The organism is Halobacillus sp. Marseille-Q1614 (genome assembly GCF_902809865.1).
In the GTDB taxonomy this organism is placed as follows: domain Bacteria; phylum Bacillota; class Bacilli; order Bacillales; family Halobacillaceae; genus Halobacillus_A.
The window spans coordinates 657,280-682,260 of the sequence record NZ_CADDWH010000001.1 but is presented as its reverse complement, the minus strand read 5'-3'; the positions used below and the strand labels follow the sequence as shown (position 1 = coordinate 682,260).

Genomic DNA, 24,981 nt, shown 5'->3' with positions numbered 1-24,981 from the left:
ATCGGAAAAACGAGTTCGTTTCTACAAATCCTGTTCGATGTTTTAATTTCCTTTTAGCGGGAAATTCTAGTATACTGAGAGATAGTATACTGAATTAGAGGTGAGTGAACTATGAATTGGAAAAAAGTTGCCATAGCTGCAGGTGTTGGAGCCCTGGCAGGGTATGTTGTAAAAGAACAGGTAGCAAACAAACAAGGCGTCACTCCAGAGAAAGCTCTTAAAATTGCCAAAGAAGCATTTAAAAAGCAAGGACCTATCAGCGGTTCCTGGATTTACATGAAACCCGAAGAGTTTAACAAAAATGGAATCAACTACGATGTGTACCGTGGTGGAATTTCCAAGAATCAAGATGGTGAAACGTCTCAGTACGAATTCTTTATCGATTCCGAAACTGGAACGATTATTGATGTAGCTGAGCAAAGCGCTTCCTAAGAAACGCTTGGAAGAGCCCCCGCTCCTAAAGGACGGGGGCTTATTTTTATGTCTCTGAATATGTAGATTTAGGTTTATTGGCTTGATCAATCACCTGTCCATTTTCATCAAATTTCAAGGCACGGTAAATTGCATCATGATAGAAGGTGTACCACGCTTCCCTCTCATAGCCAAACTTCATCCATCTGTCTTTTTCATGTACAGAAGTTACTGGATAATCATCGTATGCGAGGGCCCATAATGGATTTTGATGCGCATGGGTCGGCATCAAATCTGCCATATGAATAAACATTTCCCTTCCCTGTTCAAAAATAATAATTGAATGGCCGTCACTGTGTCCGCTTGTATGAATCATCTGCAGTCCTGGTACGACATCTGCCTTTTTATCAAACGGCCGAACTTGCTCTTGTACTGGCTTCCAGTTCGATTCCCAGTACGTGTTTTGTGAACGCATATTTGGCTGCCGCACTTCATCCCATTCCACCTGGCTCGTATAGATCTCTGCGTTAGGGAAAGCTGATACTAACTGGTCTCCTTCATAACGTGTCAGCCCACAAGCATGATCAAAATGCAAATGGGTCATGCAAATCATATCAATATCCTCTCTTGATAAATTCAGCTCCGCCAAGTCCTCATCAAGATGGGATTCTTCTTTTACTCCAAAGTTTCTTTTCTGCTTATCGGTTAATTTGTCATTTCCAATTCCTGAATCAATCAAAATATTTTTGGCGTCCACCTGCAGAAGAATGGGGTCTGTCCGCAGCTCGATCTGGTTCTTTTCATTTACTGGGTACTTTCGGCTCCACAATGCACGCGGCACGACCCCAAACATCGCTCCTCCATCTAAATGAGTAACTCCCCCATTTAACCAGGTGAGTTTCGCTTCACCTATGACTATCGATTCCATAAAAATTCACCCCCGGTATTATGATGTCATTTTATCATACCAGGGGTGAAATGAAAGCGATATCATTTATTAAATCTTGTGCGGCAGCGATAGATCGGCTGACCTTTGGCTGAGAATTTTTCTTCATACTCCGTCATGACATTTAAATCATCCTCCAGCTGATGTAAATCGAGCGAAACTTCCTCAATAATCATTCCATACTGGGAGAAGCTTGCCAATGAATACTCAAACAAGCCGCGATTATCGGTTTTAAAAGTAAGCTCGCCTTTATCTTTAAGTATTGCTTCATACTGCTCCAAGAACGTGCGATAAGTCAGTCGGCGCTTCTCATGACGAGTCTTTGGCCAAGGATCTGAAAAATTCAAGTAAATGTGATCTACTTCGTTTTCACCAAACATTTCTCTTAAATCATCTGCGTCTTCATTCACTAACCGTACATTCTCCGCTTCAGATGCCAACACTTTCTTCAGGGCGCCAACAATCACGCTCTTAACTCTTTCTACTCCGATAAAGTTATATTCTGGATGCTGCTTTCCTATCCCGGCGATAAATTGTCCTTTACCAGAACCAATTTCTAAGTGGAGCGGCTGCTCTTGATCGAAGGTTTCCTGCCACTTCCCTTTATAATCAAATGCATTTCCCACGACAATGTGGTTATTTTCTTTCATAAAATCATCTGCCCAAGGTTTGTTTCTTAAACGCATACTTCGATTTCCTCCTTCTTGTCTTTCAAAATCTTATCATGAAAACGCCGTTTGTTAAAAGTTTTTATAATAAATGGAGGATTACGGTGTATGAAGGTCTAATTCGTACTATCGCTTATCATTCAATAGTTATGTAAGGATTACTGAAAGGAATGCTCATTGAGAAGGGAATTTACTAAAAACTAACTGTTGGGTTGTAAGCGCTTCCTGATATAAGCTTGTAACTACGTAATTATAAAATACTTTATTGGGAGTGTAGCTTACCTTTATGAAACTTTTGACTAAATCTGCTGAAATGCTCGTTTTGTCCGTGTTTTCTGTTCTTTTCGCTGGTTATGCCGTATTTGTTTACCCTTTTGAAAAGCTAAATGAAAAACTAAGTACGGAAGTTCGTGAGAAAAAAGTTAAATATGCTACCTTTTCTTAAGGTTTAAATAGAAATAAACTCTGCATCATCTGGTTCCCTAGCCGGATGATGCAGAGTTTTTTTATAGATGAAAAATGAAGAAAGAGGCTGGGGAAACGAGTGATTCCCATCCCCCTACTTTTATTCTTCGCAAATTAAACTCCCTTTTCCCACAATAGGATGTCGTTTGCTGGCATACTTTTGTAAAGAAGTTTCCCACTGGCTGCAAAAGAAAAAATCCCTCTTTACGAGGGATTTTTTCTTTTATTATTTCAAGTGATGGCGAACCATCATATCATTTAGTTTCTTTATACGAATTGAGGCCTCTTTATCCTCACCGCGCATCATATGCCACTGAATAAATGACAGTGATTGAGAAACGGCATACCATTTCATTCGCTCCATTAAATGATCTGTAGCCGTAATTCCATATTGCTGCATCCATTTTCCCCAGTTTTCCTCAGGGATGTAAGTATAGAGCAGCATCCCTAAATCTAGAGCCGGATCGGCTACCATAGCATTGTCCCAATCAATTAAATACAGCTGATTGTTAGAAGATAGCAGCCAGTTGTTATGATTCGTATCACAGTGACAGACGACATGGATATCGTTCTGTACGTACTGCACTCTATTCTCAATATATTTAAGGGCATGATGGACTTCTATTCGAGGGCCCACCTGATCCAAAATCTTTTGGTTTTCTTTAAGGTCGATTAGGACATCTTCCGGTTTTAAAGGATGCTTGCCTATTCTCATCAGCATATCCAGCAATTCTGTGGAATGATGAATTTTACTAAGCAGGGCAGCAACACGCGGGTGTTTCATCTCTTCCGTGTTTAACTCCCGGCCTTCCAGCCATTCCTGGGCAGTTATAACATCCCCGTTTTCCAGCCTTTTTGTCCAGACTAGCTTAGGTACGATACCTTCAGCAGAAAGTACGGCAAGGAAGGGGGAAGAATTTCTTTTTAAGAATAAACGTTTACCCTCGTTTTGAGCATAATATGCTTCTCCTGTTGATCCTCCAGCAGGAATAATTGTCCAATCTTGTCCTAAAATGTCCTCCAACCAATTCACCTTCAATTCCTCAAATCTTCCTGTGATGGTATCACGTTTATCGTGTATTCTAGTATATCGCACTTTTAAATAGATCTGTAGTCATTATTTCATAGTTCTAATAGACACTCTAATTAAGGTTAACCTAAAAGTGCTGATGTTTTCAAGAAAAAACTATACTTTCAAGATAAAGGAGCTGACCTGTTTTGACTTTCTAATCGTACAATCTTCTATTTTAATAGGCTGTCCATCCACCTGTCCTGAGATGATTTCCTTAGGAAAAACGCGAACTTCTCTCCCTCTGAATTCGTGGACTTCTTTTAACCCCGTATGTTTACCGAAAAAAACAGTAGCAAATAGCAGCAGTATTTTCCACTTAGGCATAGCTTCTACTATAATAATAGAAAATTCCGGACTATGGATAGAAGATTGAGGGGCGATCTTCATTCCTTTCCCGTAATAAGGGTGATTTGCAGTCGTCACCATCGTAAACTGCCTGCATTTCAGCTTCTTTTGATCAATGATTACTTCAGCTTCAAAGAAATCATACGTTCGAAGGGACTGCAGCAATGCCCATACATAAGGAAATGACCATTTAATAAGCCTGCTCTGTTGAGCCGCCTTTCTCACTACTTCACCATCAAGACCAAACCCGATGCTGTTAACGAAAACTCTCTTTTTAGAGTGTGCCGCCTGGTGATACTCCCCAATTTTCACTTGAGTAAACTGGGGTTGACGGAGTATTTCTTTAAATCTTTCCACACCTTTAGTTTTCATATCTGTACCCCGTGCAAAGTCATTTCCCGTTCCAGCAGGAATAAAACCTACAGGAGTCGAAGGAAAGTCAGTAAGCCCGTTCATTACTTCATGGAGTGTCCCATCCCCTCCAATTACTATTACATGATCTATTGTTGTATGGTGCAGCTTCATAAGCAAACGAATCAGCTTTTCTCCATGACCAGCACTCTCTGTTTGATAAGACCTGCATTTTCCCTGTGTGAAAAGGGGTTCCTTTTGAATTAACTTTAACAGCTTTAAAGCTTTTCCATTTCCGGCATGGGGATTGGTTATAATAATGTTAATAGGTCATTTCTCCCATCAGAGTAATAGAATGTGACAATGCTATTATACTATAGTTAAAAAGAGTTGGCTTTTCAATGAATGGCATTTGTGAGGTGTGGGGTACAGCTGTACCGATTGCGGAAGAAGGCAGCATCCGTATCAAGTCTAAATCTGCGTCCTCAGCATTAAATGCTCCCTGTGAAAGAGAGGAAATCCTCATCGACTCAGGATACAGTACACTTGAAACACTTTCTACGCTTTGCCCGGATTTTGTAAAAATTGACCGCCACTACATTCAGGACTGTCATAGGGATAGCAATTCATTTATCAAGTGATTGAACGTGCGGAAAGATTTCATATTTCCTTACTGGCAGAAGGAATAGAAACGTTGGAAGAATGGAAATGGCTCCAAAGCACAGGGATTTCATTAGGGCAGGGCTATTATTTCGGAAAACCACAAAAAAAACCAAAAGATGAGCTTATTCTTCCATAACCTCAAGCTTGAGGTTCCCACTCCGCCCGCTGTACTGCCACTGTTCTCGTATGCTCGAGAAGTTTCTCAGCTACCTTTAGCTGACCGTGTTTTAGAGGCACAGACAACATTTTTTTCTTTGCAGCCATTGCTCAATATTATGTTTATCTATGTAGATCGTCGAATACGGCTGATAGCCAGTCTGAAATGTGTGGTTCCGCCCAAGTACTGTTTTTTTATAGTGAAAATCTAATCCGTATGAGTGGATTACGCTGCGTAAGAAGGTTTCGGTACGGTTTAATCGTAACAGCGGGCTGACTATACTCTCGAGCACTCCGTCTCGGTTAATCGTCCAGTAATTTTCTTTGCTCGGATAGACGATTGATGCCTGTTGATCCAGGAAAGTAATAAGTTCAATCTCATAAGACCCTATTAACAATATTTCAGCATCCATAGGAACTTCCTTTAATTCTGCTACAGGCTGAAACATTACGAGATAATTGTCTGGAATCCGCTGAAGCAAAAGACTTAACCGTTCATCACTTTTGACCACAGGATCATAAAATGATGTTTCGCACAAAGTTGACGAGGCCCCTTTCAGCTGAAAGGGGAGGAGCTCATCCAAGAAGTATTGTTTCAGTTCATCTTCAGACTCGAGAAGAACCCATTCCTGTACCTCTTCCTGAATAGGTTTTTCGGGAGCTTTCTTAAAAAAAAAGTGAGAAAGACTTAAGCTTGCCCCGTTTCTCCGGTACCGTTTCCTCCACATCGACCTGTTCTCCATCTTCCCACCTTCTTTGTAACTTCCTCCACTTTTCCTGCTTTAGACGAATATATTTCTTTGAGTATTGATAAATATCCGTTTCATACCTTGAAATATGGTCGAACATTTTTATAAGCTGAGCCATTATTAAGGTTTTCCTTTCTTCAATTCATATTCAGCCACTTTATGATATTTAGGTGTTTCTTTAGGAAGTATTTGATAAACAAAAAAGCGGTGAACGTCCATTTCTATAGTTTCTTCAAACTTATCTGGATGGTCAATGAGAGGAGACTGCCCGCTTCTCCATTTCTTGGCAAGTGTAATATGGGGAGAATACTTCCTATTTTCTAAAGAGTAACCGGCTTTCTTTCCCGCCTGTTCCACAAGATTCTGAATTTTCTCGAGCGCAGACGGTAAACTGACCTCAACGTGAAAAACTCTCGGGTTCCTCGGATTGCCGAAATAACCTGCAGGTCCTGCCGAAAGCGAAAAAGCTTCAGGCCAATCAACTTCATTTAAGTTATTGAGAAGAGATTGCAGCTGATCCTCAGAACTCGGACCTAAAAACTTTAGGGTGATATGAAAATCTTCAGGGTGTGTCCATACTTTGTAGTCCATATGTTCCTTTAAAGAAGCCTGCCATTTGGAAAAAAGCGGAACTAGAGACGGATCAACAGGAATGCCAACAAAATAATGTGAAGTCATACTTACTCTCCTTTTTTATCGGTTGAATATCAGCTAATGATAGACTGCCCCTCAGACTTTTCATATTATTCAGCAGTCAGCCGATAAATTGCTTCAGCATAAATGGCAGCTGCCTTCATCATGTCAGAGATCAGAACATGCTCATTTGCCTGGTGAGCCGTATCTGGACTGTCCTTGAACAAAGCGCCGTAAGCTACACCGCTTTTTAAAGCTCTTGCATAGGTAGCCCCTCCCATAGATTGTGGAGATGCCTGCTCGTTTGTCCATTTATTATAAACGTTTAAAAGGGTCTGGACATTTTTATTCTCTTTCTCTACATATAAAGATTGCAGATGATCATAGAGCTCAAAATGCCCGCCTGCTTTTTCTGCAAATGCTTCCAACCTTTCCATCACCTTTTGATAACGTGTAGTTACAGGATAGCGGACATTGACACCCACTTTACACTTATCACCTTTTTTCCAATCGATGGAACCGAGGTTTAAGGTTAATTTTCCTGAAGGTTCATCGGAAATGGAAAGCCCGATCCCTTCTCCTGCAGAATTAGACAAGCCGTGGTTTAACTGCTGCACGAAGCATGCTTGAGATGTGCTAAGTGGCAGGCCTCCATTAAACTGGAGCAGGCTTGAAACAGCATTTATCCCTTTTTCAGGGGTGCTTGCATGTGCCGTTTTCCCGTTTAATAGGAGCTTTACTGTACTGCCTTCCTCCTGTACGGTCCCGTTCAGTTGATGTTCTTTTAAAAACCGGGAAAAACTCTCCTTAAGTTCGCCAGCTTCTCCTTTTATTACAGCTTCAGCTGTTGCAGGGACCATATTTAAACGGTCTCCCCCGCTGAGAGATTCCAACACGGTCTCGCCGCTCCCCTCATTGGCCGGAAAAGTAATGTAGCCGTCGATCAGCCCCTTTTCGGCATGTATCACAGGAAAAGAGGCATCCGGAGAGAAGCCAAATACAGGCATCTCTTCTTTATTAAAATAATAATTGATGCCGTGCCAGTCTCTTTCTTCGTCTGTACCCAAAATCAGCCGGACTTTTTTATCGGGCATAAACCCCTTCTCCTTTAAAAATTTCATAGCGATGTAAGCTGCTATAACCGGTCCTTTGTCATCCTGGGCTCCACGGCCAAAAATTTTCCCATCCTTAATAATAGGTTCAAAAGGGTCACTGTCCCACCCCTCTCCTGGAGGTACCACATCTAAATGGCCGAGAATCCCGATGATTTCTTCCCCTTCTCCAAACTCCACATGGCCGGCATGGCCATCAACATTTTTCACTTGAAACCCGTCTTCTTTCGCCATATCAAGCATATAATTTAAAGCCTGATCAATATGCGGACCATATGGATACCTTTCACTCTCTACATAAACACTTTTTATTTTTAACAGCTTACATAGACGATTAACATACTCTTCTTCTTCCACTGGACCTAATGAAAAATTCATAACAGGATTCACTCCTTAATTTTTTGGTAGGTTTCCTGATCACAAACGACGTATAACTCAGCATCTACTGGCAGTTCTTCTTCTAGCCGCCTGTTAATTGTCAGGTCATCTCTATCTGCTATTAAAGTAGCTCCTTCACTTAGAAGATCTTCAAATGCATCGCGGTAAGTTTTCCATTTTGACTTTCGATCCACGTGATAGAGATCATCCCCTACTGACCGGCTTAACAGCTGACTATAAATACTGGAAACGCCTTTTCTAAATGCTGAGCGGACAGCTAAAGATGAAATGGTTTCATTCGATACAATAAATTCATCTACACGAGCATGCTTAAAATTAGGGATATGACGTTCATCCATAATCTCTACAACTGTTTGAATGTGAGGAGCAAGACTTTCAATTGTAGAAGCGATTAGCAGAGTTTGTCCATCAGCCATTTGCTCATTGACAAATGAATCATCAGCAAATATGAGTACAGCTTTGGCTTGACTGACATTGGCTTTTTTCAGAGTAGTCTGATCTGAAGCATCTCCTTTTATGTAATGAATGTTGTTTTTAAGAACCGGGGCTTCTTTCAAATGATCGATAATTATAATCTCTGCATCGGGATTCGTACCATTAATTTCTTCTACGGCAAATTTAGCTTTTTGGGACCAGCCAATAATAATAAAGTGATCACGATCTTTATACACGATATCTCCCTCCACTCTTTTCTTTCTAAATAGAGCAAAACCTTCAATTATTTTTCCAATAACTACCCCTATTAGGCCAATCCCAATAATATACAGAATGATCGCGACCCAGCGCCCTGCCGCCGTAGCAGGAGAATAGTCTCCATACCCCACTGTAGTAACAGTAGTCATTACCCACCAAAAGCCTTCAAAATACGTCGGAAATGTTTCTGGTTCAATGAGGACAATCAGCCATGTGGCCACTATAATGAGTGCCCCGCTAGAGATAAATAATAGGTAATTATTTATTTCCGCCATTTTCCGAAAAAACCTTTTTAAGATCAGCACGTTTATCCCGCCTTTGTTACCGATTTGTAAAGTTCCTTGAATTATCTGTTAAATCTAAAAATTTTAGTGGCTGTGTTTTACACCTTGTTGTAAAATAAAAATAACTTCAAGATTCACGAGCACCACAAAATTTTATTACTGATACAAGGAGTGGTTTTTTGAATCATCCATCATCCCGTATGTTAGATCGAATTAAAGCAGTTTACTTGTACATCCAAAAGCAGGGAATGGTGACAACTAATCAGCTAGCTGAAGAATTCGGTATTACGGATCGGACGATGCAAAGAGACTTAAGTGTTTTGGAGTACAATGGACTTGTATCTAGTCCGCACAGAGGAAAGTGGATAACGACAGAAAAGAAAGTAAAAATATCTTAATATATGTAAAACAGACACCCGGAATTTAATTCCCGGGTGTTTTCTAGTCGTTCAACTTTGTAATTGTTAAAAGATAATCAAGCTCATCGTCACCGAGTTCCCTGTATTCCCCAAGCTCCAGCTCTTCATCAAGGTGCAGTTCTCCAATCTTAAGCCTTTTTAAATAAGTGACCCGTTTTCCTACAGCTTCAAACATGCGTTTCACCTGATGGAATTTGCCTTCAGTAATCGTAAGTTCAATTTCTGATATATCATTTGACTTAAGAATTTCTAGCTCTGCCGGTTTTGTTACATAACCGTCGTCTAATTCAATCCCTTTTGAAAAGGCAGTCACATCCTCTTCACTAACCTTTCCATCGATCGTCGCGTAATACGTTTTCCCTATGTCCTTTTTAGGAGAAGTCAGCCGGTGTGCCAGCTGACCATCATTCGTAATAAGCAGCAAGCCTTCGGTATCTTTATCAAGGCGGCCGACAGGAAAAGGTTCAAATATCTGATCTTCTGGCTGAAGAATATCGATGACTGTCATATCGTGAGGGTCCTCGGTTGCTGAGAGCAAATCTCCCGGCTTATTAAGCATCAGGTAAATATATTTCCTATACTCCACTGTTTCTCCCATAACTGTCACAACATCTTTCTCTGGATCAACATGTGTTTTCGGACTCTTTTCCGGTTCGTTGTTTACTCTAACCCCGCCGCTCTTGAGAAGGTTTTTAACTTCTTTTCGGGTTCCATACCCCATATTTGCAAGCAGTTTATCGATTCTCATATATTTCACCTACCTTCTTAGAAATTTATCTAACACACGGACTCTGCCGCCAAGAATTCGTTCAAGCAACGTAGTCTGATAAGCCATCCAAAGGTATAGCAGCCCGCCGAGGCCCGCACTTATCAGAAGAATAAATAAAGCAGCTAACCGGTTTTCCATCGGGTCCCAGGCGAGTGAGAACGTCCACTTAATTACCCAGACGGCCGCACCCATTAAAGCAGTCAAAATTAATATGAGCAACGTCCGTTTAAATACGTGCCGGTAAGAAAATTGTATGGAGCTGTGTATTTTCCACAGGTTTAAAGATACAGCAATTAATACGGCAGTTCCTGTAGAAATTATGGAACCTTTCGCTCCAAATAAAATAATAAACCATGAGTTGGTAAGCAGCTTAATTAACAACCCGGACCCTAAGCTGATCAGGGCAAAATTTTGCTGGTTAACGCCCTGTAAGATGGCGGAAGTCACGGTATAAAGCGCAAATAATAAGCCGACAGGCGCATACCACCTGAGCAGTTCTCCATAATAACCGAGCTGCTCATCGACACCATAGAAAGAACCAAACGCCTCAAATGCTAATATGGATAGCCCTACTACAGCGGGAATAATTAAGAGAGCTATGATTTGCAGAGCCTGGTTAATCTGATGATTCAGCTGGTTCATTTTCTGGCCGGTAAATGATTTAGTAATGGCCGGCAGCAAGGCTAAAGATAAGCCAATCCCTAATGTTACCGGAATAATGACAAGCTTGTGGCTCAGCACGTGGATCGCTGATAAAGAGGCGTCCGAAATCGATGACAATCCGGCAGCTGTCATAGCTTTGTTGAATGTAAACTGGTCAATCAGCTGATAAAGAGGTGTTGCAATTCCGACTAATATGAAAGGACCTGCATAGCTGATTAATTCTTTAAACATATCTTTTTTCGATAAATCATACGTATATTCCTGCTGTTCCAACTGACGATCCAAGTAAGGCTTGCGCTTTTTCCAATAAATAATTAAAACGATCAGCGAAGCAATCCCGCCAATAAAAGCGGCGAAAGTAGAGAAGCCGATCGCCATTGGAATACCGCCATCCATTAGATAAATCACAATATATACAGCTACTAATAAAAATGCTATCCGAACGATTTGTTCAATAACTTGGGACACTCCAGTGGGAGCCATCGATTCATTCCCCTGAAAGAATCCCCTGATGATACTCATACTAGGAATAATTAATAAGGCAAAACTGACCATACGAATAACCATTGCCGTATCTGCTACAGAAGCAGCACTATCTTCTCCTGACAAGCTGAACTTAGCAATAGTTTCCGCACCAAAAAATAACATCAGAAATGTGACTAGCCCTGTCAATGCCATAAGCTGCATACCTGACTTAAACATCTCTCTACCTGTTTGATAGTCTTCCAGTGAATTATATTTTGATACAAACTTTGAAACAGCCATAGGCACGCCAAGTGTAGATAAACTCAGCAAAATGTTGTATGGTGTATAAGCGTAGAAATACAGAGACATCCCCTCTGGTCCTACCATCTGTTCAAATGGAACGGTATAAATCATACCGAGGAACTTTGATAAAAAAGTAGCACCTGTTAAAATCATCGTGCCTTTTAATATTTTCGACATAATAAAACCTTCACCTTCATTAGTTTATAATCAACTTTGTCTATTTTATCATAAATCTATCGAAAACCATCATCAAACGACAAAAGAAAGGAAGTCACCCATGTGCTATCAAGTCATCGTCATCGGCGGCGGGCCATCCGGCTTAATGGCCGCCATTGCAGCAGCAGAGCAGGGAGTAAAAACACTGCTTATCGATAAGGGAAAAAAACTCGGAACCAAACTGGCCATCTCCGGCGGAGGGCGCTGTAATGTGACCAACCGTCTTCCTGAAGAAGAAGTAATTAAACACATCCCAGGGAATGGACGATTTTTGTACAGCCCATTTTCCGTTTTTAATAATTACGACATCATCGAATTTGTTGAAAACCTCGGTGTCTCACTTAAAGAAGAAGATCATGGACGGATGTTTCCGGTAAGCAATAAGGCGAAAGACGTGGTAAATGCCCTCCTGCATCAGTTGGATTCCTTAAACGTAGAAGTCCGAACGGAAACTCCTGTAGAAGCGATCAATTACGGTGAAGATACCCATCAGGTTATATTGAAATCGGGAGAAAAACTGAACACTTCCTCGGTTGTTCTTGCTGTCGGCGGAAAAGCCGTCCCTCACACGGGATCTACCGGCGATGGCTACTCCTGGGCCAAGCAAGCCGGACATACAGTAACAGATCTTTTTCCTACTGAAGTGCCTCTGCTGTCCAGAGATCCGTTTATAAAGAAAAAAGCCTTGCAAGGTCTTTCCCTTAGAGATGTAAGTGTATCGGTTCTAAATGAAAAAAATAAAAAAATCATCACTCATAAGATGGACATGCTCTTTACTCACTTTGGTTTGTCAGGGCCAGCTATTTTACGATGCTCCCAGTATGCGGTAAAAGAGTTAAGGAAAGGCCGGTCTTCTGTTATTATTGAAATCGACTGTCTGCCAGAAGAGAAAGAACAGCAGCTGATCGATTCACTGCAGAAACAAATCAAAGATCATCCAAGAAAATCGTTCCGTAATGTTGTAAAAGGTCTTGTGCCTGAACGGTTGCTGGATTATCTTCTGGAACTCGTGAACATTTCCTCACAGGATAACGCTGCAAATATTTCGAATCAGCAAATTCGAGAATTCGTTCAGTTTATCAAGCACTTTCAAGTGAATGTTTATGACTCTCAGCCGATGGAAAAAGCATTTGTCACAGGCGGGGGAGTGTCCATTAAAGAGATCGTTCCAAATACAATGCAGTCAAAATTAATGAATGGGTTATATTTTTGCGGGGAAATCCTCGACATCCATGGCTATACCGGCGGATATAATATTACGGCTGCTATGGTAACAGGACGAGTAGCAGGGATGCATGCTGCCTATGAATCGATGGTAAATTAAAAAGTCGAGGGGAATCATTAGATTCTCCTCGACTTTCTTTTATTATAAGCGGATATATGGCCTAACTCTTCATTAATAAGTATCTGCATATCTTCTCGGTCAGCTTCCGTAAGAACGGGGTCTCTGGCATCCCAATCAAGTGTATACACGAGATAGTAGTTCCTCATTCTTCTAAAATAAATAACGGAATGGGGAAACTTACTAAAATATCCTCTTACTTTTTTGATTCCTGAGTAACTCCACCTGACAAGTTCGATATATTTCACCTCAGACATTTTTTATCCACGTTCCCTTTAGGGAAAAATAAAAAACCTTAGAAGAATATCTTCTAAGGTTTCATCTGTGACGAGGCAGCGTCCTACTCTCACGGGGATATACCCGACTACCATCGGCGCTGAAGAGCTTAACTACTGTGTTCAGCATGGGAACAGGTGTGACCTCTTCGCTATCGCCACCTCATCTATTATATTAGAGGTGAACCCTCAAAACTGGATAAGACTGATTGGAATCAAACCGTCATAATGTCTAGTAAAGTTAAGTCATCGATTGATTAGTATCCGTCAGCTCCACGTGTCACCACGCGTCCACCTCGGACCTATCGACCTCATCGTCTCTGAGGAATCTTACTAACTTATTGTTAGGGGAAATCTCATCTCAAGGGGGGCTTCATGCTTAGATGCTTTCAGCACTTATCCCGTCCACACGTAGCTACCCAGCGATGCTCCTGGCGGAACAACTGGTACACCAGCGGTGTGTCCATCCCGGTCCTCTCGTACTAAGGACAGCTCCTTTCAGATTTCCAACGCCCACGACGGATAGGGACCGAACTGTCTCACGACGTTCTGAACCCAGCTCGCGTACCGCTTTAATGGGCGAACAGCCCAACCCTTGGGACCGACTACAGCCCCAGGATGCGATGAGCCGACATCGAGGTGCCAAACCTCCCCGTCGATGTGGACTCTTGGGGGAGATAAGCCTGTTATCCCCGGGGTAGCTTTTATCCGTTGAGCGACGGCCCTTCCATACGGTACCGCCGGATCACTAAGCCCGACTTTCGTCCCTGCTCGACTTGTAGGTCTCGCAGTCAAGCTCCCTTGTGCCTTTACACTCTGCGAATGATTTCCAACCATTCTGAGGGAACCTTTGGGCGCCTCCGTTACTCTTTGGGAGGCGACCGCCCCAGTCAAACTGCCCACCTGACACTGTCTCCGGACCGGATCACGGTCCTGGGTTAGAATGTCCGTACAGCCAGGGTGGTATCCCACCAGCGCCTCCACCGAAGCTAGCGCTCCGGCTTCTCAGGCTCCCACCTATCCTGTACAAGCTGTACCAACATTCAATATCAGGCTACAGTAAAGCTCCACGGGGTCTTTCCGTCCTGTCGCGGGTAATGCGCATCTTCACGCATAGTATAATTTCACCGGGTCTCTCGTTGAGACAGTGCCCAAGTCGTTGCACCTTTCGTGCGGGTCGGAACTTACCCGACAAGGAATTTCGCTACCTTAGGACCGTTATAGTTACGGCCGCCGTTTACTGGGGCTTCGGTTCAACGCTTCGCTAAAAGCTAACGCATCCCCTTAACCTTCCAGCACCGGGCAGGTGTCAGCCCCTATACTTCGCCTTACGGCTTCGCAGAGACCTGTGTTTTTGGTAAACAGTCGCTTGGGCCTTTTCACTGCGGCTCCTCGGCAGAGGAGCACCCCTTCTCCCGAAGTTACGGGGTCATTTTGCCGAGTTCCTTAACGAGAGTTCTCCCGCTCACCTTAGGATTCTCTCCTCGCCTACCTGTGTTGGTTTGCGGTACGGGCGCCTCTTTCCTCACTAGAGGATTTTCTTGGCAGTGTGAAGTCCGGAGCTTCGGTACTTTATTTCCCTCCCCATCACAGCTTGACGTTGCCGGACGGATTTGCCTATCCGACCGTCTTGCTGCTTGGACGCACTCTTCCAATCGTGCGCACTCCTTATCCTCCTGCGTCCCCCCGTCGTTCAAACGGAAAGGAGGCGGTACAGGAATATCCACCTGTTGTCCATCGCCTACGCCTTTCGGCCTCGGCTTAGGTCCCGACTAACCCTGAGAGGACGAGCCTTCCTCAGGAAACCTTAGGCTTTCGGTGAAAGAGATTCTCACTCTTTTTTCGCTACTCATACCGGCATTCTCACTTCTAAGCGCTCCACCAGTCCTTACGGTCTGACTTCGCCGCCCTTAGAACGCTCTCCTACCACTGATCCATCAGGATCAATCCGCAGCTTCGGTGGTGTGTTTAGCCCCGGTATATTTTCGGCGCGGAGTCACTCGACCAGTGAGCTATTACGCACTCTTTCAATGATGGCTGCTTCTAAGCCAACATCCTGGTTGTCTAAGCAACTCCACATCCTTTTCCACTTAACACACACTTAGGGACCTTAGCTGGCGGTCTGGGCTGTTCCCCTCTCGACCATGAACCTTATCACCCATGGTCTGACTCCCAGAACAAAGTCATTGGCATTCGGAGTTTGACTGAATTCGGTAACCCGGTAGGGGCCCCTCGTCCAATCAGTGCTCTACCTCCAAGACTTTCTATTCTGAGGCTAGCCCTAAAGCTATTTCGGAGAGAACCAGCTATCTCCGTGTTCGATTGGCATTTCACCCCTACCCACACCTCATCCCCGCAATTTTCAACTTGCGTGGGTTCGGGCCTCCAGTCAGTGTTACCTGACCTTCACCCTGGACATGGGTAGATCACACGGTTTCGGGTCTACGACCGCATACTCAAATCGCCCTATTCAGACTCGCTTTCGCTGCGGCTCCGCTTCTCATCAGCTTAACCTTGCATACGGTCGTAACTCGCCGGTTCATTCTACAAAAGGCACGCCGTCACCCATGAATGGGCTCCGACTACTTGTAGGCACACGGTTTCAGGTTCTCTTTCACTCCCCTTCCGGGGTGCTTTTCACCTTTCCCTCACGGTACTGGTTCGCTATCGGTCACTAGGGAGTATTTAGCCTTGGGAGATGGTCCTCCCGGATTCCGACGGAATTCCTCGTGTTCCGCCGTACTCAGGATACACTCCGGAGGAGAAAGGATGTCGAGTACAGGGCTGTTACCCTCTATGGCGGATCTTTCCAGATCACTTCGTCTATCCTCTCTCTTGGTAACTCCAAAGGAGTGTCCTACAACCCCAGAAAGCAAGCTTTCTGGTTTGGGCTGATTCCGTTTCGCTCGCCGCTACTTGGGAAATCGCGTTTGCTTTCTCTTCCTCCGGGTAATGAGATGTTTCAGTTCCCCGGGTCTGCCTTCCATAACCTATGTATTCAGTTATGGATACTGTTCCATTACGAACAGCGGGTTTCCCCATTCGGAGATCCTGGGATCAAAGCTTACTTACAGCTCCCCCAGGCATTTCGGTGTTAGTCCCGTCCTTCATCGGCTCCTAGTGCCAAGGCATCCACCGTGCGCCCTTATTCACTTAACTTTTAAATCGTCGTGAAAAGACGTTTCTTACTTTGGTTTGATGTCTTGTCAAATCTTATCCAGTTTTCAAGGTTCACATTGAGAAGATCCTTTGATCTCTCAAAACTGAACAACCAACCATGTACGTCCTCCGAAGGAGACGGCTAAAAAGCCGTTCCTTTTATCCTTAGAAAGGAGGTGATCCAGCCGCACCTTCCGATACGGCTACCTTGTTACGACTTCACCCCAATCATTGGCCCCACCTTCGGCGGCTGGCTCCATAAAGGTTACCTCACCGACTTCGGGTGTTGCCAACTCTCGTGGTGTGACGGGCGGTGTGTACAAGGCCCGGGAACGTATTCACCGCGGCATTCTGATCCGCGATTACTAGCGATTCCGGCTTCATGCAGGCGAGTTGCAGCCTGCAATCCGAACTGAGAATGGTTTTATGGGATTTGCTACACCTCGCGGCTTCGCTGCCCTTTGTACCATCCATTGTAGCACGTGTGTAGCCCAGGTCATAAGGGGCATGATGATTTGACGTCATCCCCGCCTTCCTCCGGTTTGTCACCGGCAGTCACCTTAGAGTGCCCAACTCAATGCTGGCAACTAAGATTAGGGGTTGCGCTCGTTGCGGGACTTAACCCAACATCTCACGACACGAGCTGACGACAACCATGCACCACCTGTCACTTGGTCCCCGAAGGGAAGACCCTATCTCTAGGGTGGTCCAAGGATGTCAAGACCTGGTAAGGTTCTTCGCGTTGCTTCGAATTAAACCACATGCTCCACCGCTTGTGCGGGCCCCCGTCAATTCCTTTGAGTTTCAGCCTTGCGGCCGTACTCCCCAGGCGGAGTGCTTAATGCGTTAACTTCAGCACTAAGGGGTGGAAGCCCCCTAACACCTAGCACTCATCGTTTACGGCGTGGACTACCAGGGTATCTAATCCTGTTTGCTACCCACGCTTTCGCACCTCAGCGTCAGAAACAGACCAGAGAGTCGCCTTCGCCACTGGTGTTCCTCCACATATCTACGCATTTCACCGCTACACGTGGAATTCCACTCTCCTCTTCTGTCCTCAAGTTCCCCAGTTTCCAATGACCCTCCACGGTTGAGCCGTGGGCTTTCACATCAGACTTAAGGAACCGCCTGCGCGCGCTTTACGCCCAATAATTCCGGACAACGCTTGCCCCCTACGTATTACCGCGGCTGCTGGCACGTAGTTAGCCGGGGCTTTCTCGCGAGGTACCGTCAAGGTACCGCTCTATTCGCACGGTACTTGTTCTTCCCTCGCAACAGAACTTTACGATCCGAAGACCTTCATCGTTCACGCGGCGTTGCTCCGTCAGACTTTCGTCCATTGCGGAAGATTCCCTACTGCTGCCTCCCGTAGGAGTCTGGGCCGTGTCTCAGTCCCAGTGTGGCCGATCACCCTCTCAGGTCGGCTACGCATCGTCGCCTTGGTGAGCCGTTACCTCACCAACTAGCTAATGCGCCGCGGGCCCATCTGTAAGCGATAGCTCAGAAAGCCATCTTTTACTCTTCCCTCATGCGAGGGAGGAGATTACCCGGCATTAGCCCCGGTTTCCCGGGGTTATTCCGGTCTTACAGGCAGGTTGCCCACGTGTTACTCACCCGTCCGCCGCTCATTCCACTAACGTCACCCCCGAAGGGGATCAGTTAGCTTCCTGCGCTCGACTTGCATGTATTAGGCACGCCGCCAGCGTTCGTCCTGAGCCAGGATCAAACTCTCCATAAAAGTAGTTTGACTTGCTCATTTGCACACCGAATGTGCTTGTTTGAATTCTCTCTATATAATAGAAAGAATAAATTGACGTACTGGTTGGTTCGTTCAGTTTTCAAAGATCAAATTGATAACAACTGCCTTGCGACAGTAAATAAATTCTAGCATAATTCGTGCGAATATGTCAATAAGATTAATAGATTTTTTGAATCTTTTATGACAATTAGATTGAAGCCGCTTTTGAAAAGTCAGCAACGTTATTAATATTACCAGCCTTAATGATTTAAGTCAACACTTTTTTATAAGTATTGATATTTTTAAATAGATCCATTTACAGAGCCTATAAAAAAGAATCAGCTTTTAAAAAGCTGATTCAAACGGCCTTAATATAATATACCGACTTGCCGCGTTTCCTCTTGATCATACGCGCTGCCAGCCGGGCCCCTCTTTTGTTATCTGTAACTAAAAGGATTTTTTTTGGACAATTAAATTTTCCTTTTAAAGCGCGGGGCAAATAATCCAGTGGTATATTTTCTGCTCCCGGATAAGGGGATCGATAAGCTGAAATATAGTCCCTAATATCGATGACACAAAAATCATCCGTTAATTGAGACTGTTCATCCACAGGTATTAAATTCTGCTTTTGATATACAGTTTTTGAAAAAAGAACTATAAAACCAATAACTAAAAGGATGGTCAATTCTAGCATTCCAGCGACTCCTCTAATTTAAAGTACAACTTCACCCTTCCAATCCAGCATTCCGCCTTTAAGGTTATTTACGTTATGAATACCCTTGGATTTCAGATACTCAGAAGCATTCATACTTCTTTTCCCTGAACGGCAGACCATCACATATTCTTCTTCAGGGTTTAGGCTGTCAGCAGCTTCAGGAATTCGGCCAAGCGGAATATGCGTCGCTGTTGGAATCATCCCTTGAGCTACTTCTTCATCTTCTCTCACATCTATAATCTTAAGGTCTTTATTTTCGTCTAACGCTTTCTGTAATTGCTCTGGAGTCATTACTTTTATTTCGCTCATTTAAAAATCTCCTCCTAATATAGGATTACTACGGTTAATTTTAATAAATTTCATGGGGGAGTCAAGAAATTGGCTTTGAAAAAGCCATCCTCACTAATAAAGAGGATGGCTTTTAAAGATTAGTGAAACTAATTAGCAACAATATTGACTAGTTTTCCAGGAACGGCGATTACTTTGCGGACCGTTTTTCCTTCGAGCCACTCTTGAACGCTTGGGTTCTCAAGAGCCGCTTTCTCTAAGTCTTCTTTTGAAGCATCCGGGTTCACCATCATTTTAGCTCTGACTTTACCCATGACCTGCACGACAATTTCGACTTCATCTTCTACCAGCTTAGACTCATCGTATGTCGGCCAAGTTTCGTAAGTGACGCTCTCTTCATGGCCTAATTGCTCCCACAGTTCTTCTGCAAGGTGTGGAGCCACAGGGGAAAGCAGTTTAACAAAACCTTCTACATAGGCTTTTGGCAGTTCATTGGCCTTATATCCTTCATTAATAAATACCATCATTTGAGAAATTCCTGTATTAAATCTGAGTTCTTCAAAGTTTTCCGTTACTTTTTGCACGGTTTGATGATACGTCTTCTCAAGTGTTTTATCATTGCTGTTTTCTACAATAGCACCGGACGGCTTGCCGTCTGTTACAAACAGACGCCATACTCGGTCAAGGAATCTTCTAGCTCCGTCGAGCCCGTTCGTTGACCAGGCGATAGAGGCTTCAAGAGGTCCCATGAACATTTCATACAAACGAAGAGTGTCGGCTCCATGAGTAAATACAATATCATCAGGGTTTACAACATTTCCTTTTGACTTACTCATTTTTTCATTGCCTTCTCCTAGAATCATGCCCTGGTTAAACAACTTTTGGAACGGCTCTTTTGTCGGAACTACTCTCGCATCGTAAAGGACCTTGTGCCAGAACCGTGCGTATAGAAGGTGAAGAACCGCATGTTCTGCTCCTCCAATATATACGTCAATCGGCAGCCATTTCTTCAGTTTATCGAAATCTGCAAAGGCTTCGTCATTGTGCGGATCAATATAACGAAGAAAATACCAGCAGCTTCCGGCCCACTGCGGCATCGTATTTGTTTCGCGGCGGCCTTTCAATCCAGTTTCAGGATCTGTGACATTTACCCATTCATCAATATTAGCTAAAGGAGATTCTCCTGTACCTGATGGTTTAATTTCCGTTGTTTTTGGAAGGGTAACAGGCAGTTCTTCCTCTGGTACCGCAGAGATCGAACCGTCTTCCCAGTGAATAATAGGAATTGGCTCTCCCCAGTATCTCTGGCGGCTGAACAGCCAGTCGCGCAGACGATACGTAGTTTTTCTCGTGCCTTTATTATTCTCTTCGAGCCACTTAATAGACTTTTCAATCGCTTCCTCTTTATCCAGTCCGTTCAGAATTCCTGAATTGATATGTTTGCCATCCCCTGTGTAAGCTTCTTCATCTACGTCTCCGCCTTCAAGGACGGCGATAATCGGCAAATCATATTTTGTGGCAAATTCGTAGTCGCGTTCATCATGGGCAGGAACAGCCATAATTGCTCCGCTTCCATATCCCATTAATACGTAATCAGCGACCCAGATCGGCAATTTATTTCCATCGATAGGGTTAATCGCATAAGATCCAGTAAATACACCTGTTTTATCTTTCGCTAAATCAGTTCGTTCAAGCTCACTCTTATTCTTTGCAGATTCTACGTACAGGTTCACTTCTTCTTTATGCTCATCCGTAACTATCTCACTTACTAAAGGATGCTCAGGAGACAGTACCGCATAAGTTGCACCGTATAAAGTGTCCGGGCGAGTAGTGAACACATCGAAGGAGGCGTGATGATGGGCTACATCAAAATTAATCTCAGCTCCTTCTGATTTACCAATCCAGTTGCGCTGCATATCTTTAATGCTCTCTGGCCAGTCCAGATCTTCTAAGTCTTCAAGCAGACGATCAGCATAAGCTGTAATCTTAAGCATCCACTGTTTCATCGGACGGCGCTCTACCGGGTGGCCGCCTCGTTCACTTTTACCATCAATAACTTCCTCGTTTGCTAACACTGTACCCAGAGCCGGGCACCAGTTCACAGGAACTTCATCAATATAAGCAAGGCCTTTTTCGTAAAGCTTTAAAAAGATCCACTGTGTCCATTTATAGTAGTTAGGATCGGTTGTATTCACTTCTCGATCCCAATCATAAGAGAAGCCAAGCTCCTGAATCTGTCTCTTAAAAGTACTGATATTCTGTGCTGTAAATTCTGCCGGGTCATTCCCTGTATCAAGAGCATACTGTTCAGCCGGAAGACCAAAAGCATCCCATCCGATCGGGTGAAGAACTTCATATCCCTGCATTCTCTTCATACGGGATAAAATATCTGTCGCTGTATAGCCTTCCGGGTGACCGACATGAAGTCCTGCCCCTGAAGGATAAGGAAACATATCTAATGCATAAAATTTCTCTTTATGAGAATCCGAGTTTGTTTTAAATGTTTCGTTTTGCAGCCAATAGGACTGCCATTTCTTTTCAATTTTCTTATGATCAAAAGCCATTGAAATTCCTCCTACTTCGAATAATAAAAAAAGCCACTCATCCCTAATAAAACTCAGGGACGAGAGACTTCTCCCGCGGTACCACCCAAATTAGCGCACTAAGACGCTCACTTAGAATGGATAACGGCCATTTACCGGAGGAAGCTATTTTAAAAATCACTTCCCCGACATCCAAGGTGAGTTCATATAAGGACAAGGACCGCTTTCACCAACCGCGGACTCTCTATATCTTGCACTCCTATTACTATTCCTTTTCAACGTCATTACATATCTACTCGTAATCTTAATGAAAGCCCCGGCCTTTGTCAAGCAATGGAAAAAGATGTTTATTCAAAACGAGGAAAAGGTAATTTAGTATATATCTTAATTCTAAGGAGGTCTAGTAGTCTTGAAGAAACCCATTCGAAAAACTGCCAGTGCGAAGGCTTCCTCTTATAAGACGAAGAAGACCCCAAAAAGAACCATCCAATCTGCGAAAAGTAATTATTTAAAAAGGTAAGGATATATTAAGAAGAAAAAAACCGCATAATAATGTGCGGTTTTCTTATGGGCAGACTTTTAGAATTGATTACATTCATGCTAAACTAACTTAGCCTGAATCATATTTTAAAGGAGCACTATTATAAATGAAACTAAAAAGAGTTATTCCTTTTGCACATGAACTTATGAAACTTTCCCTTGAAGAGGGTGACATAGCAATTGACGGCACTTGCGGCAATGGGCACGACACGGCTCTGCTTGGAAAGCTCGTCGGCAGCAGCGGCCATGTCTATGGATACGATGTTCAAAAGCAAGCCATTGATAACACGAACAATAAGCTGGAAAAACTAAATTTAAAAGATCGTGTTTCGCTTATTCATGACAGCCACCATAAAATAGAAGAAACAATTCCTAAAGAGCATCTTGAAAAATTAAAAGCTGCTATCTTTAACCTCGGATACCTGCCGGGCAGTGACAAAAAGGTGGTTACCAGCTCAGATGAGACGATAAGCGCCGTCTCTGCTATCCTTGAACACCTTCTTCCCGGCGGTATTGTTGTTTTAGTGGTTTATCACGGCCACCCAGGGGGAGCAGAAGAAAAAGAAGCAGTTCTTCAATATGCAGAAAGCTTAGAGCAAAAGAATTATCAGGTCATGCAATACGGGTTCATCAACCAAAAGAACAACCCGCCTTTCATCATTGCTATTGAAAAACTATAAGGCAGCTTTTATTCCTCTCAACCGATTGTACATTTTTGTATTTAAATAGAAGAACGTCGCTTTCTTGCCGCTAGCTTTAAGCATCGATCGTACAAAGCTTTTCGCATGCTGCATCGCCTTTACTTTACGATCGGCTAAATACATCCCGACTAACCCTTCATGAACCATCTCGTGAAACCCGCGATGAGGAAGGGACTGAATGGAGTGATTGGTCTGCTTTACAAAATAGACCAATCGCTCCTTCATCATTTCTTCATGATCATAATATGAGCAGAAGTTTAAATCTCCTTCTTCTTTATCCTCTTCCTGATCAATATAGTAATCCAGCAAAATATGGAGCCCCTGCATATATGGGAAATAGCTTTCCTCTATTCTTTGGGCCAATGATTCCTCCATCTCTCCCCCAAGTGCGTACGATACGAGGCAGAAGATCCCCAGCGTAGAGCCAGTACAGGCAGAAAATTCATACCACTTAAGGTTTGAGCACATGTCCTGATGAGTTTCAAACCAGCTCATTAACCGAGGAAGCCTCTCTTCTTCTTTTACATGCTTATGTACTTGAAGATCATTGTAAAGATAACCAAGCTTCGTCGTGTATTTTTCGGTGACTGCATAAGCCTCTGATTGCCGTAATACGTCTTGGCACGTTTTCACTAAATCCTGGAGGTAGTCCCCGTCGTTTTTTTCTTCACGAAAAGCATAATAATCCTTCAGCTCATTAGATGGAGTTAAGGCATCCGTCATTGATTGATGCAGCTGCCGAAAGTCCTGCGGATCCATGGACGTACTTCGGTCACAAAGATTATCTAAATAATCACTGATTGTCTGGTAGGCTACTATAAAACGAACCGCTTCACCTAGGTTCTCTCCAGCCAGCAAAGCATACACCCCTCCGCCTTCACAGTGAAAGGTTTTAGAATCTATACTGGCTAAGGCCTGCATACGAAGCTCCAGATCAGGAATACATTCCGCTTTTTTCTTCCAATAATTCAGCTCATGATGCACCCGTGGAAAAATGTCTTTATACACTTTAACCATTAATGGCACTGCACGTGTTGGAATCCTTACAGACACGACAATCTCTCCTTTACCTATTTCCTGCTGGACAATTGCTGTTCCATAAAATTAAGCATATACAAATAAGCCTGCTCCCATTCACCTTCATTAAAAAGCTCGTGATAAAATAAAGGCCACTCTTTATACATTTTTTCTTCCGTTTTTATTAAATGAAACCATTCATACGTTTTCTGTGCATCTACTATCACATCTTTCCCCGCCTGCATTACCAATAAAGGCAAGCCTGGAAAGCTGCCGGCATGCTTAAACGCTAACTGAATAGCTTTCTGAAATTCCCGGTACCACCTAACGGACACCTTTTTGAGCATGAGTTCATCTGTTTGATAGCTTTCAATAACCTCAGGATTATTTGTCACCATCTCCGGCTTTACAGGTGATGATACGAGCAGACCCGGACACACTTTGTTTAAAACTCTACCTGCAATCTCCATAGGTTTTGAAGCTCTCTGCCCGAGTCCAAGTGCCGGAGAAGACAAAATAACCCCATCCAGATGAGGCTGCAATTTTTGCATGAACCTTATAACAATCAAACCGCCCATGCTGTGGCCTAGTACAAATAAGGGGATTTCATCTTCAGCTTCATTTATCCATTCCATAACTTTATGTAGATAATCATCAAAAGACTTGATGTGTCCTCTTTTCCCTTCTGACTCGCCCTGACCCGGCAGATCGCCAGTAATCACACGATAACCGTCCTGCTCCAGTCTTTCGATCACATGAGAGTAGCGCTTTGAATGTTCAAAAGCGCCATGAACAATAATAACCGTTGCTTTTGGACGCAACATTTAATCGTTCCCCCTGCCATTTGCTATACTAAAACTACCTATTATTATAAGGGGGAT

At 43.5% G+C, this 24,981-nt stretch carries 23 protein-coding genes, 3 rRNA genes and 1 other annotated feature; of the genes, 7 read left to right on the top strand and 19 right to left on the bottom strand.

The window, feature by feature from the left end:
* Positions 1–111 precede the first annotated feature (111 nt).
* The gene (locus HUS26_RS03350) at positions 112–432 is read left to right on the top strand and encodes a PepSY domain-containing protein (RefSeq protein ID WP_173915809.1); all 321 of its coding nucleotides are present in this window, start codon (positions 112–114) and stop codon (positions 430–432) included.
* Positions 433–478: 46 nt separating this feature from the next.
* Here the strand turns inward: HUS26_RS03350 and HUS26_RS03345 are convergent, their stop codons facing one another.
* Together HUS26_RS03345 and trmB are read right to left on the bottom strand one after the other, a co-directional pair.
* Positions 479–1,339, bottom strand: a complete 861-nt coding sequence (locus tag HUS26_RS03345) for an MBL fold metallo-hydrolase (RefSeq protein WP_173915808.1) — start codon at positions 1,337–1,339, stop codon at positions 479–481.
* Positions 1,340–1,401: 62 nt separating this feature from the next.
* Positions 1,402–2,043 (bottom strand): tRNA (guanosine(46)-N7)-methyltransferase TrmB, encoded by a 642-nt coding sequence (trmB, locus tag HUS26_RS03340; protein ID WP_173915807.1) that lies wholly within the window; start codon positions 2,041–2,043, stop codon positions 1,402–1,404.
* A 268-nt stretch (positions 2,044–2,311) separates the two neighbouring features.
* On the opposite strand from trmB, the gene HUS26_RS03335 reads away from it, so the two are divergent.
* Positions 2,312–2,470 carry a hypothetical protein gene (locus HUS26_RS03335; RefSeq protein ID WP_173915806.1) on the top strand — a complete coding sequence of 53 codons (159 nt, stop codon included), beginning with the start codon at positions 2,312–2,314 and terminating at the stop codon, positions 2,468–2,470.
* Positions 2,471–2,716: 246 nt separating this feature from the next.
* On the opposite strand, the gene HUS26_RS03330 is transcribed toward HUS26_RS03335, so the two are convergent.
* Together HUS26_RS03330 and HUS26_RS03325 are read right to left on the bottom strand one after the other, a co-directional pair.
* Entirely contained in the window at positions 2,717–3,529 is an 813-nt protein-coding gene (locus HUS26_RS03330; protein ID WP_371809532.1) for a phosphotransferase, read from the bottom strand.
* Between the two features lie 147 nt (positions 3,530–3,676).
* Entirely contained in the window at positions 3,677–4,573 is an 897-nt protein-coding gene (locus tag HUS26_RS03325) for a diacylglycerol kinase family protein (protein WP_256371074.1), read from the bottom strand.
* A gap of 86 nt (positions 4,574–4,659) precedes the next feature.
* Between HUS26_RS03325 and HUS26_RS03320 the strand changes: the two genes are divergently transcribed.
* Positions 4,660–4,899, top strand: a complete 240-nt coding sequence (locus tag HUS26_RS03320; protein ID WP_173915805.1) for a hypothetical protein — start codon at positions 4,660–4,662, stop codon at positions 4,897–4,899.
* Positions 4,896–5,057 carry an EAL domain-containing protein gene (locus tag HUS26_RS20195; protein WP_173915804.1) on the top strand — a complete coding sequence of 54 codons (162 nt, stop codon included), beginning with the start codon at positions 4,896–4,898 and terminating at the stop codon, positions 5,055–5,057. The genes HUS26_RS03320 and HUS26_RS20195 overlap by 4 nt, the downstream gene beginning before the upstream one ends.
* A gap of 91 nt (positions 5,058–5,148) precedes the next feature.
* Here HUS26_RS20195 and HUS26_RS03310 read toward each other — a convergent pair whose 3' ends face one another.
* The 4 genes from HUS26_RS03310 to HUS26_RS03295 all read right to left on the bottom strand — a co-directional run bounded on the left by HUS26_RS03310 (position 5,149) and on the right by HUS26_RS03295 (position 8,968).
* Positions 5,149–5,805 carry a hypothetical protein gene (locus HUS26_RS03310; protein ID WP_173915803.1) on the bottom strand — a complete coding sequence of 219 codons (657 nt, stop codon included), beginning with the start codon at positions 5,803–5,805 and terminating at the stop codon, positions 5,149–5,151.
* 141 nt (positions 5,806–5,946) lie between these two features.
* Positions 5,947–6,504: an RNA 2',3'-cyclic phosphodiesterase gene (gene thpR, locus HUS26_RS03305; RefSeq protein ID WP_173915802.1), complete on the bottom strand. Its 558-nt coding sequence runs from the start codon at positions 6,502–6,504 to the stop codon at positions 5,947–5,949.
* 65 nt (positions 6,505–6,569) lie between these two features.
* The gene (pepV, locus tag HUS26_RS03300) at positions 6,570–7,949 is read right to left on the bottom strand and encodes a dipeptidase PepV (protein ID WP_173915801.1); all 1,380 of its coding nucleotides are present in this window, start codon (positions 7,947–7,949) and stop codon (positions 6,570–6,572) included.
* Positions 7,950–7,957: 8 nt separating this feature from the next.
* Positions 7,958–8,968, bottom strand: coding sequence for a potassium channel family protein (locus HUS26_RS03295; protein ID WP_173915800.1), 1,011 nt, complete (start codon positions 8,966–8,968; stop codon positions 7,958–7,960).
* Between the two features lie 158 nt (positions 8,969–9,126).
* Here HUS26_RS03295 and HUS26_RS03290 point away from each other — a divergent pair, with 158 nt between their 5' ends.
* Positions 9,127–9,345 (top strand): DeoR family transcriptional regulator, encoded by a 219-nt coding sequence (locus HUS26_RS03290; protein WP_173915799.1) that lies wholly within the window; start codon positions 9,127–9,129, stop codon positions 9,343–9,345.
* 43 nt (positions 9,346–9,388) lie between these two features.
* On the opposite strand, the gene HUS26_RS03285 is transcribed toward HUS26_RS03290, so the two are convergent.
* Together HUS26_RS03285 and HUS26_RS03280 are read right to left on the bottom strand one after the other, a co-directional pair.
* Complete coding sequence (locus tag HUS26_RS03285; protein ID WP_173915798.1) at positions 9,389–10,114, bottom strand: pseudouridine synthase; 726 nt, start codon at positions 10,112–10,114, stop codon at positions 9,389–9,391.
* 9 nt (positions 10,115–10,123) lie between these two features.
* Entirely contained in the window at positions 10,124–11,743 is a 1,620-nt protein-coding gene (locus tag HUS26_RS03280; RefSeq protein ID WP_173915797.1) for a polysaccharide biosynthesis protein, read from the bottom strand.
* A 100-nt stretch (positions 11,744–11,843) separates the two neighbouring features.
* On the opposite strand from HUS26_RS03280, the gene HUS26_RS03275 reads away from it, so the two are divergent.
* Positions 11,844–13,106, top strand: coding sequence for an NAD(P)/FAD-dependent oxidoreductase (locus HUS26_RS03275; protein WP_173915796.1), 1,263 nt, complete (start codon positions 11,844–11,846; stop codon positions 13,104–13,106).
* Positions 13,107–13,123: 17 nt separating this feature from the next.
* On the opposite strand, the gene HUS26_RS03270 is transcribed toward HUS26_RS03275, so the two are convergent.
* The 7 genes from HUS26_RS03270 to leuS all read right to left on the bottom strand — a co-directional run bounded on the left by HUS26_RS03270 (position 13,124) and on the right by leuS (position 21,863).
* The gene (locus HUS26_RS03270; RefSeq protein WP_173915795.1) at positions 13,124–13,381 is read right to left on the bottom strand and encodes a hypothetical protein; all 258 of its coding nucleotides are present in this window, start codon (positions 13,379–13,381) and stop codon (positions 13,124–13,126) included.
* A 70-nt stretch (positions 13,382–13,451) separates the two neighbouring features.
* Positions 13,452–13,565 (bottom strand): 5S ribosomal RNA (gene rrf, locus HUS26_RS03265).
* Positions 13,566–13,636: 71 nt separating this feature from the next.
* A 23S ribosomal RNA gene (locus HUS26_RS03260) occupies positions 13,637–16,558 on the bottom strand.
* Between the two features lie 169 nt (positions 16,559–16,727).
* A 16S ribosomal RNA gene (locus HUS26_RS03255) occupies positions 16,728–18,296 on the bottom strand.
* The 16S, 23S and 5S rRNA genes sit together here, the layout of an rRNA operon.
* 358 nt (positions 18,297–18,654) lie before the next feature.
* The gene (locus tag HUS26_RS03250) at positions 18,655–18,990 is read right to left on the bottom strand and encodes a rhodanese-like domain-containing protein (RefSeq protein ID WP_173915794.1); all 336 of its coding nucleotides are present in this window, start codon (positions 18,988–18,990) and stop codon (positions 18,655–18,657) included.
* An 18-nt stretch (positions 18,991–19,008) separates the two neighbouring features.
* Positions 19,009–19,320 carry a rhodanese-like domain-containing protein gene (locus tag HUS26_RS03245; protein WP_173915793.1) on the bottom strand — a complete coding sequence of 104 codons (312 nt, stop codon included), beginning with the start codon at positions 19,318–19,320 and terminating at the stop codon, positions 19,009–19,011.
* A 128-nt stretch (positions 19,321–19,448) separates the two neighbouring features.
* Complete coding sequence (gene leuS / locus HUS26_RS03240; RefSeq protein ID WP_173915792.1) at positions 19,449–21,863, bottom strand: leucine--tRNA ligase; 2,415 nt, start codon at positions 21,861–21,863, stop codon at positions 19,449–19,451.
* 52 nt (positions 21,864–21,915) lie between these two features.
* Positions 21,916–22,130 (bottom strand) — a binding site (T-box leader).
* Between the two features lie 359 nt (positions 22,131–22,489).
* Here leuS and HUS26_RS03235 point away from each other — a divergent pair.
* On the top strand, positions 22,490–23,062 hold the full coding sequence (locus tag HUS26_RS03235) for a class I SAM-dependent methyltransferase (RefSeq protein ID WP_173915791.1): 573 nt from the start codon (positions 22,490–22,492) through the stop codon (positions 23,060–23,062).
* Here HUS26_RS03235 and HUS26_RS03230 read toward each other — a convergent pair.
* The gene (locus HUS26_RS03230; protein WP_173918726.1) at positions 23,057–24,100 is read right to left on the bottom strand and encodes a tetraprenyl-beta-curcumene synthase family protein; all 1,044 of its coding nucleotides are present in this window, start codon (positions 24,098–24,100) and stop codon (positions 23,057–23,059) included. The two genes, HUS26_RS03235 and HUS26_RS03230, sit on opposite strands and share 6 nt — an antisense overlap.
* A 53-nt stretch (positions 24,101–24,153) precedes the next feature.
* Positions 24,154–24,924, bottom strand: coding sequence for an alpha/beta hydrolase (locus HUS26_RS03225; RefSeq protein ID WP_173915790.1), 771 nt, complete (start codon positions 24,922–24,924; stop codon positions 24,154–24,156).
* Positions 24,925–24,981: the final 57 nt, after the last annotated feature.

Coding starts and splice junctions, on each gene's coding strand:
- HUS26_RS03310 (WP_173915803.1), bottom strand. CDS start 5,805: ATGTGGAGGAAACGGTACCGGAGAAACGGGGCAAGCTTAAGTCTTTCT.
- HUS26_RS03235 (WP_173915791.1), top strand. CDS start 22,490: ATGAAACTAAAAAGAGTTATTCCTTTTGCACATGAACTTATGAAACTT.
- HUS26_RS03350 (WP_173915809.1), top strand. CDS start 112: ATGAATTGGAAAAAAGTTGCCATAGCTGCAGGTGTTGGAGCCCTGGCA.
- trmB (WP_173915807.1), bottom strand. CDS start 2,043: ATGCGTTTAAGAAACAAACCTTGGGCAGATGATTTTATGAAAGAAAAT.
- leuS (WP_173915792.1), bottom strand. CDS start 21,863: ATGGCTTTTGATCATAAGAAAATTGAAAAGAAATGGCAGTCCTATTGG.
- HUS26_RS03270 (WP_173915795.1), bottom strand. CDS start 13,381: ATGTCTGAGGTGAAATATATCGAACTTGTCAGGTGGAGTTACTCAGGA.
- HUS26_RS03280 (WP_173915797.1), bottom strand. CDS start 11,743: ATGTCGAAAATATTAAAAGGCACGATGATTTTAACAGGTGCTACTTTT.
- HUS26_RS03225 (WP_173915790.1), bottom strand. CDS start 24,924: ATGTTGCGTCCAAAAGCAACGGTTATTATTGTTCATGGCGCTTTTGAA.
- pepV (WP_173915801.1), bottom strand. CDS start 7,949: ATGAATTTTTCATTAGGTCCAGTGGAAGAAGAAGAGTATGTTAATCGT.
- HUS26_RS03345 (WP_173915808.1), bottom strand. CDS start 1,339: ATGGAATCGATAGTCATAGGTGAAGCGAAACTCACCTGGTTAAATGGG.
- HUS26_RS03335 (WP_173915806.1), top strand. CDS start 2,312: ATGAAACTTTTGACTAAATCTGCTGAAATGCTCGTTTTGTCCGTGTTT.
- HUS26_RS03320 (WP_173915805.1), top strand. CDS start 4,660: ATGAATGGCATTTGTGAGGTGTGGGGTACAGCTGTACCGATTGCGGAA.
- HUS26_RS03285 (WP_173915798.1), bottom strand. CDS start 10,114: ATGAGAATCGATAAACTGCTTGCAAATATGGGGTATGGAACCCGAAAA.
- HUS26_RS03275 (WP_173915796.1), top strand. CDS start 11,844: ATGTGCTATCAAGTCATCGTCATCGGCGGCGGGCCATCCGGCTTAATG.
- HUS26_RS03230 (WP_173918726.1), bottom strand. CDS start 24,100: ATGGTTAAAGTGTATAAAGACATTTTTCCACGGGTGCATCATGAGCTG.
- HUS26_RS03245 (WP_173915793.1), bottom strand. CDS start 19,320: ATGAGCGAAATAAAAGTAATGACTCCAGAGCAATTACAGAAAGCGTTA.
- thpR (WP_173915802.1), bottom strand. CDS start 6,504: ATGACTTCACATTATTTTGTTGGCATTCCTGTTGATCCGTCTCTAGTT.
- HUS26_RS03250 (WP_173915794.1), bottom strand. CDS start 18,990: ATGCTAGAATTGACCATCCTTTTAGTTATTGGTTTTATAGTTCTTTTT.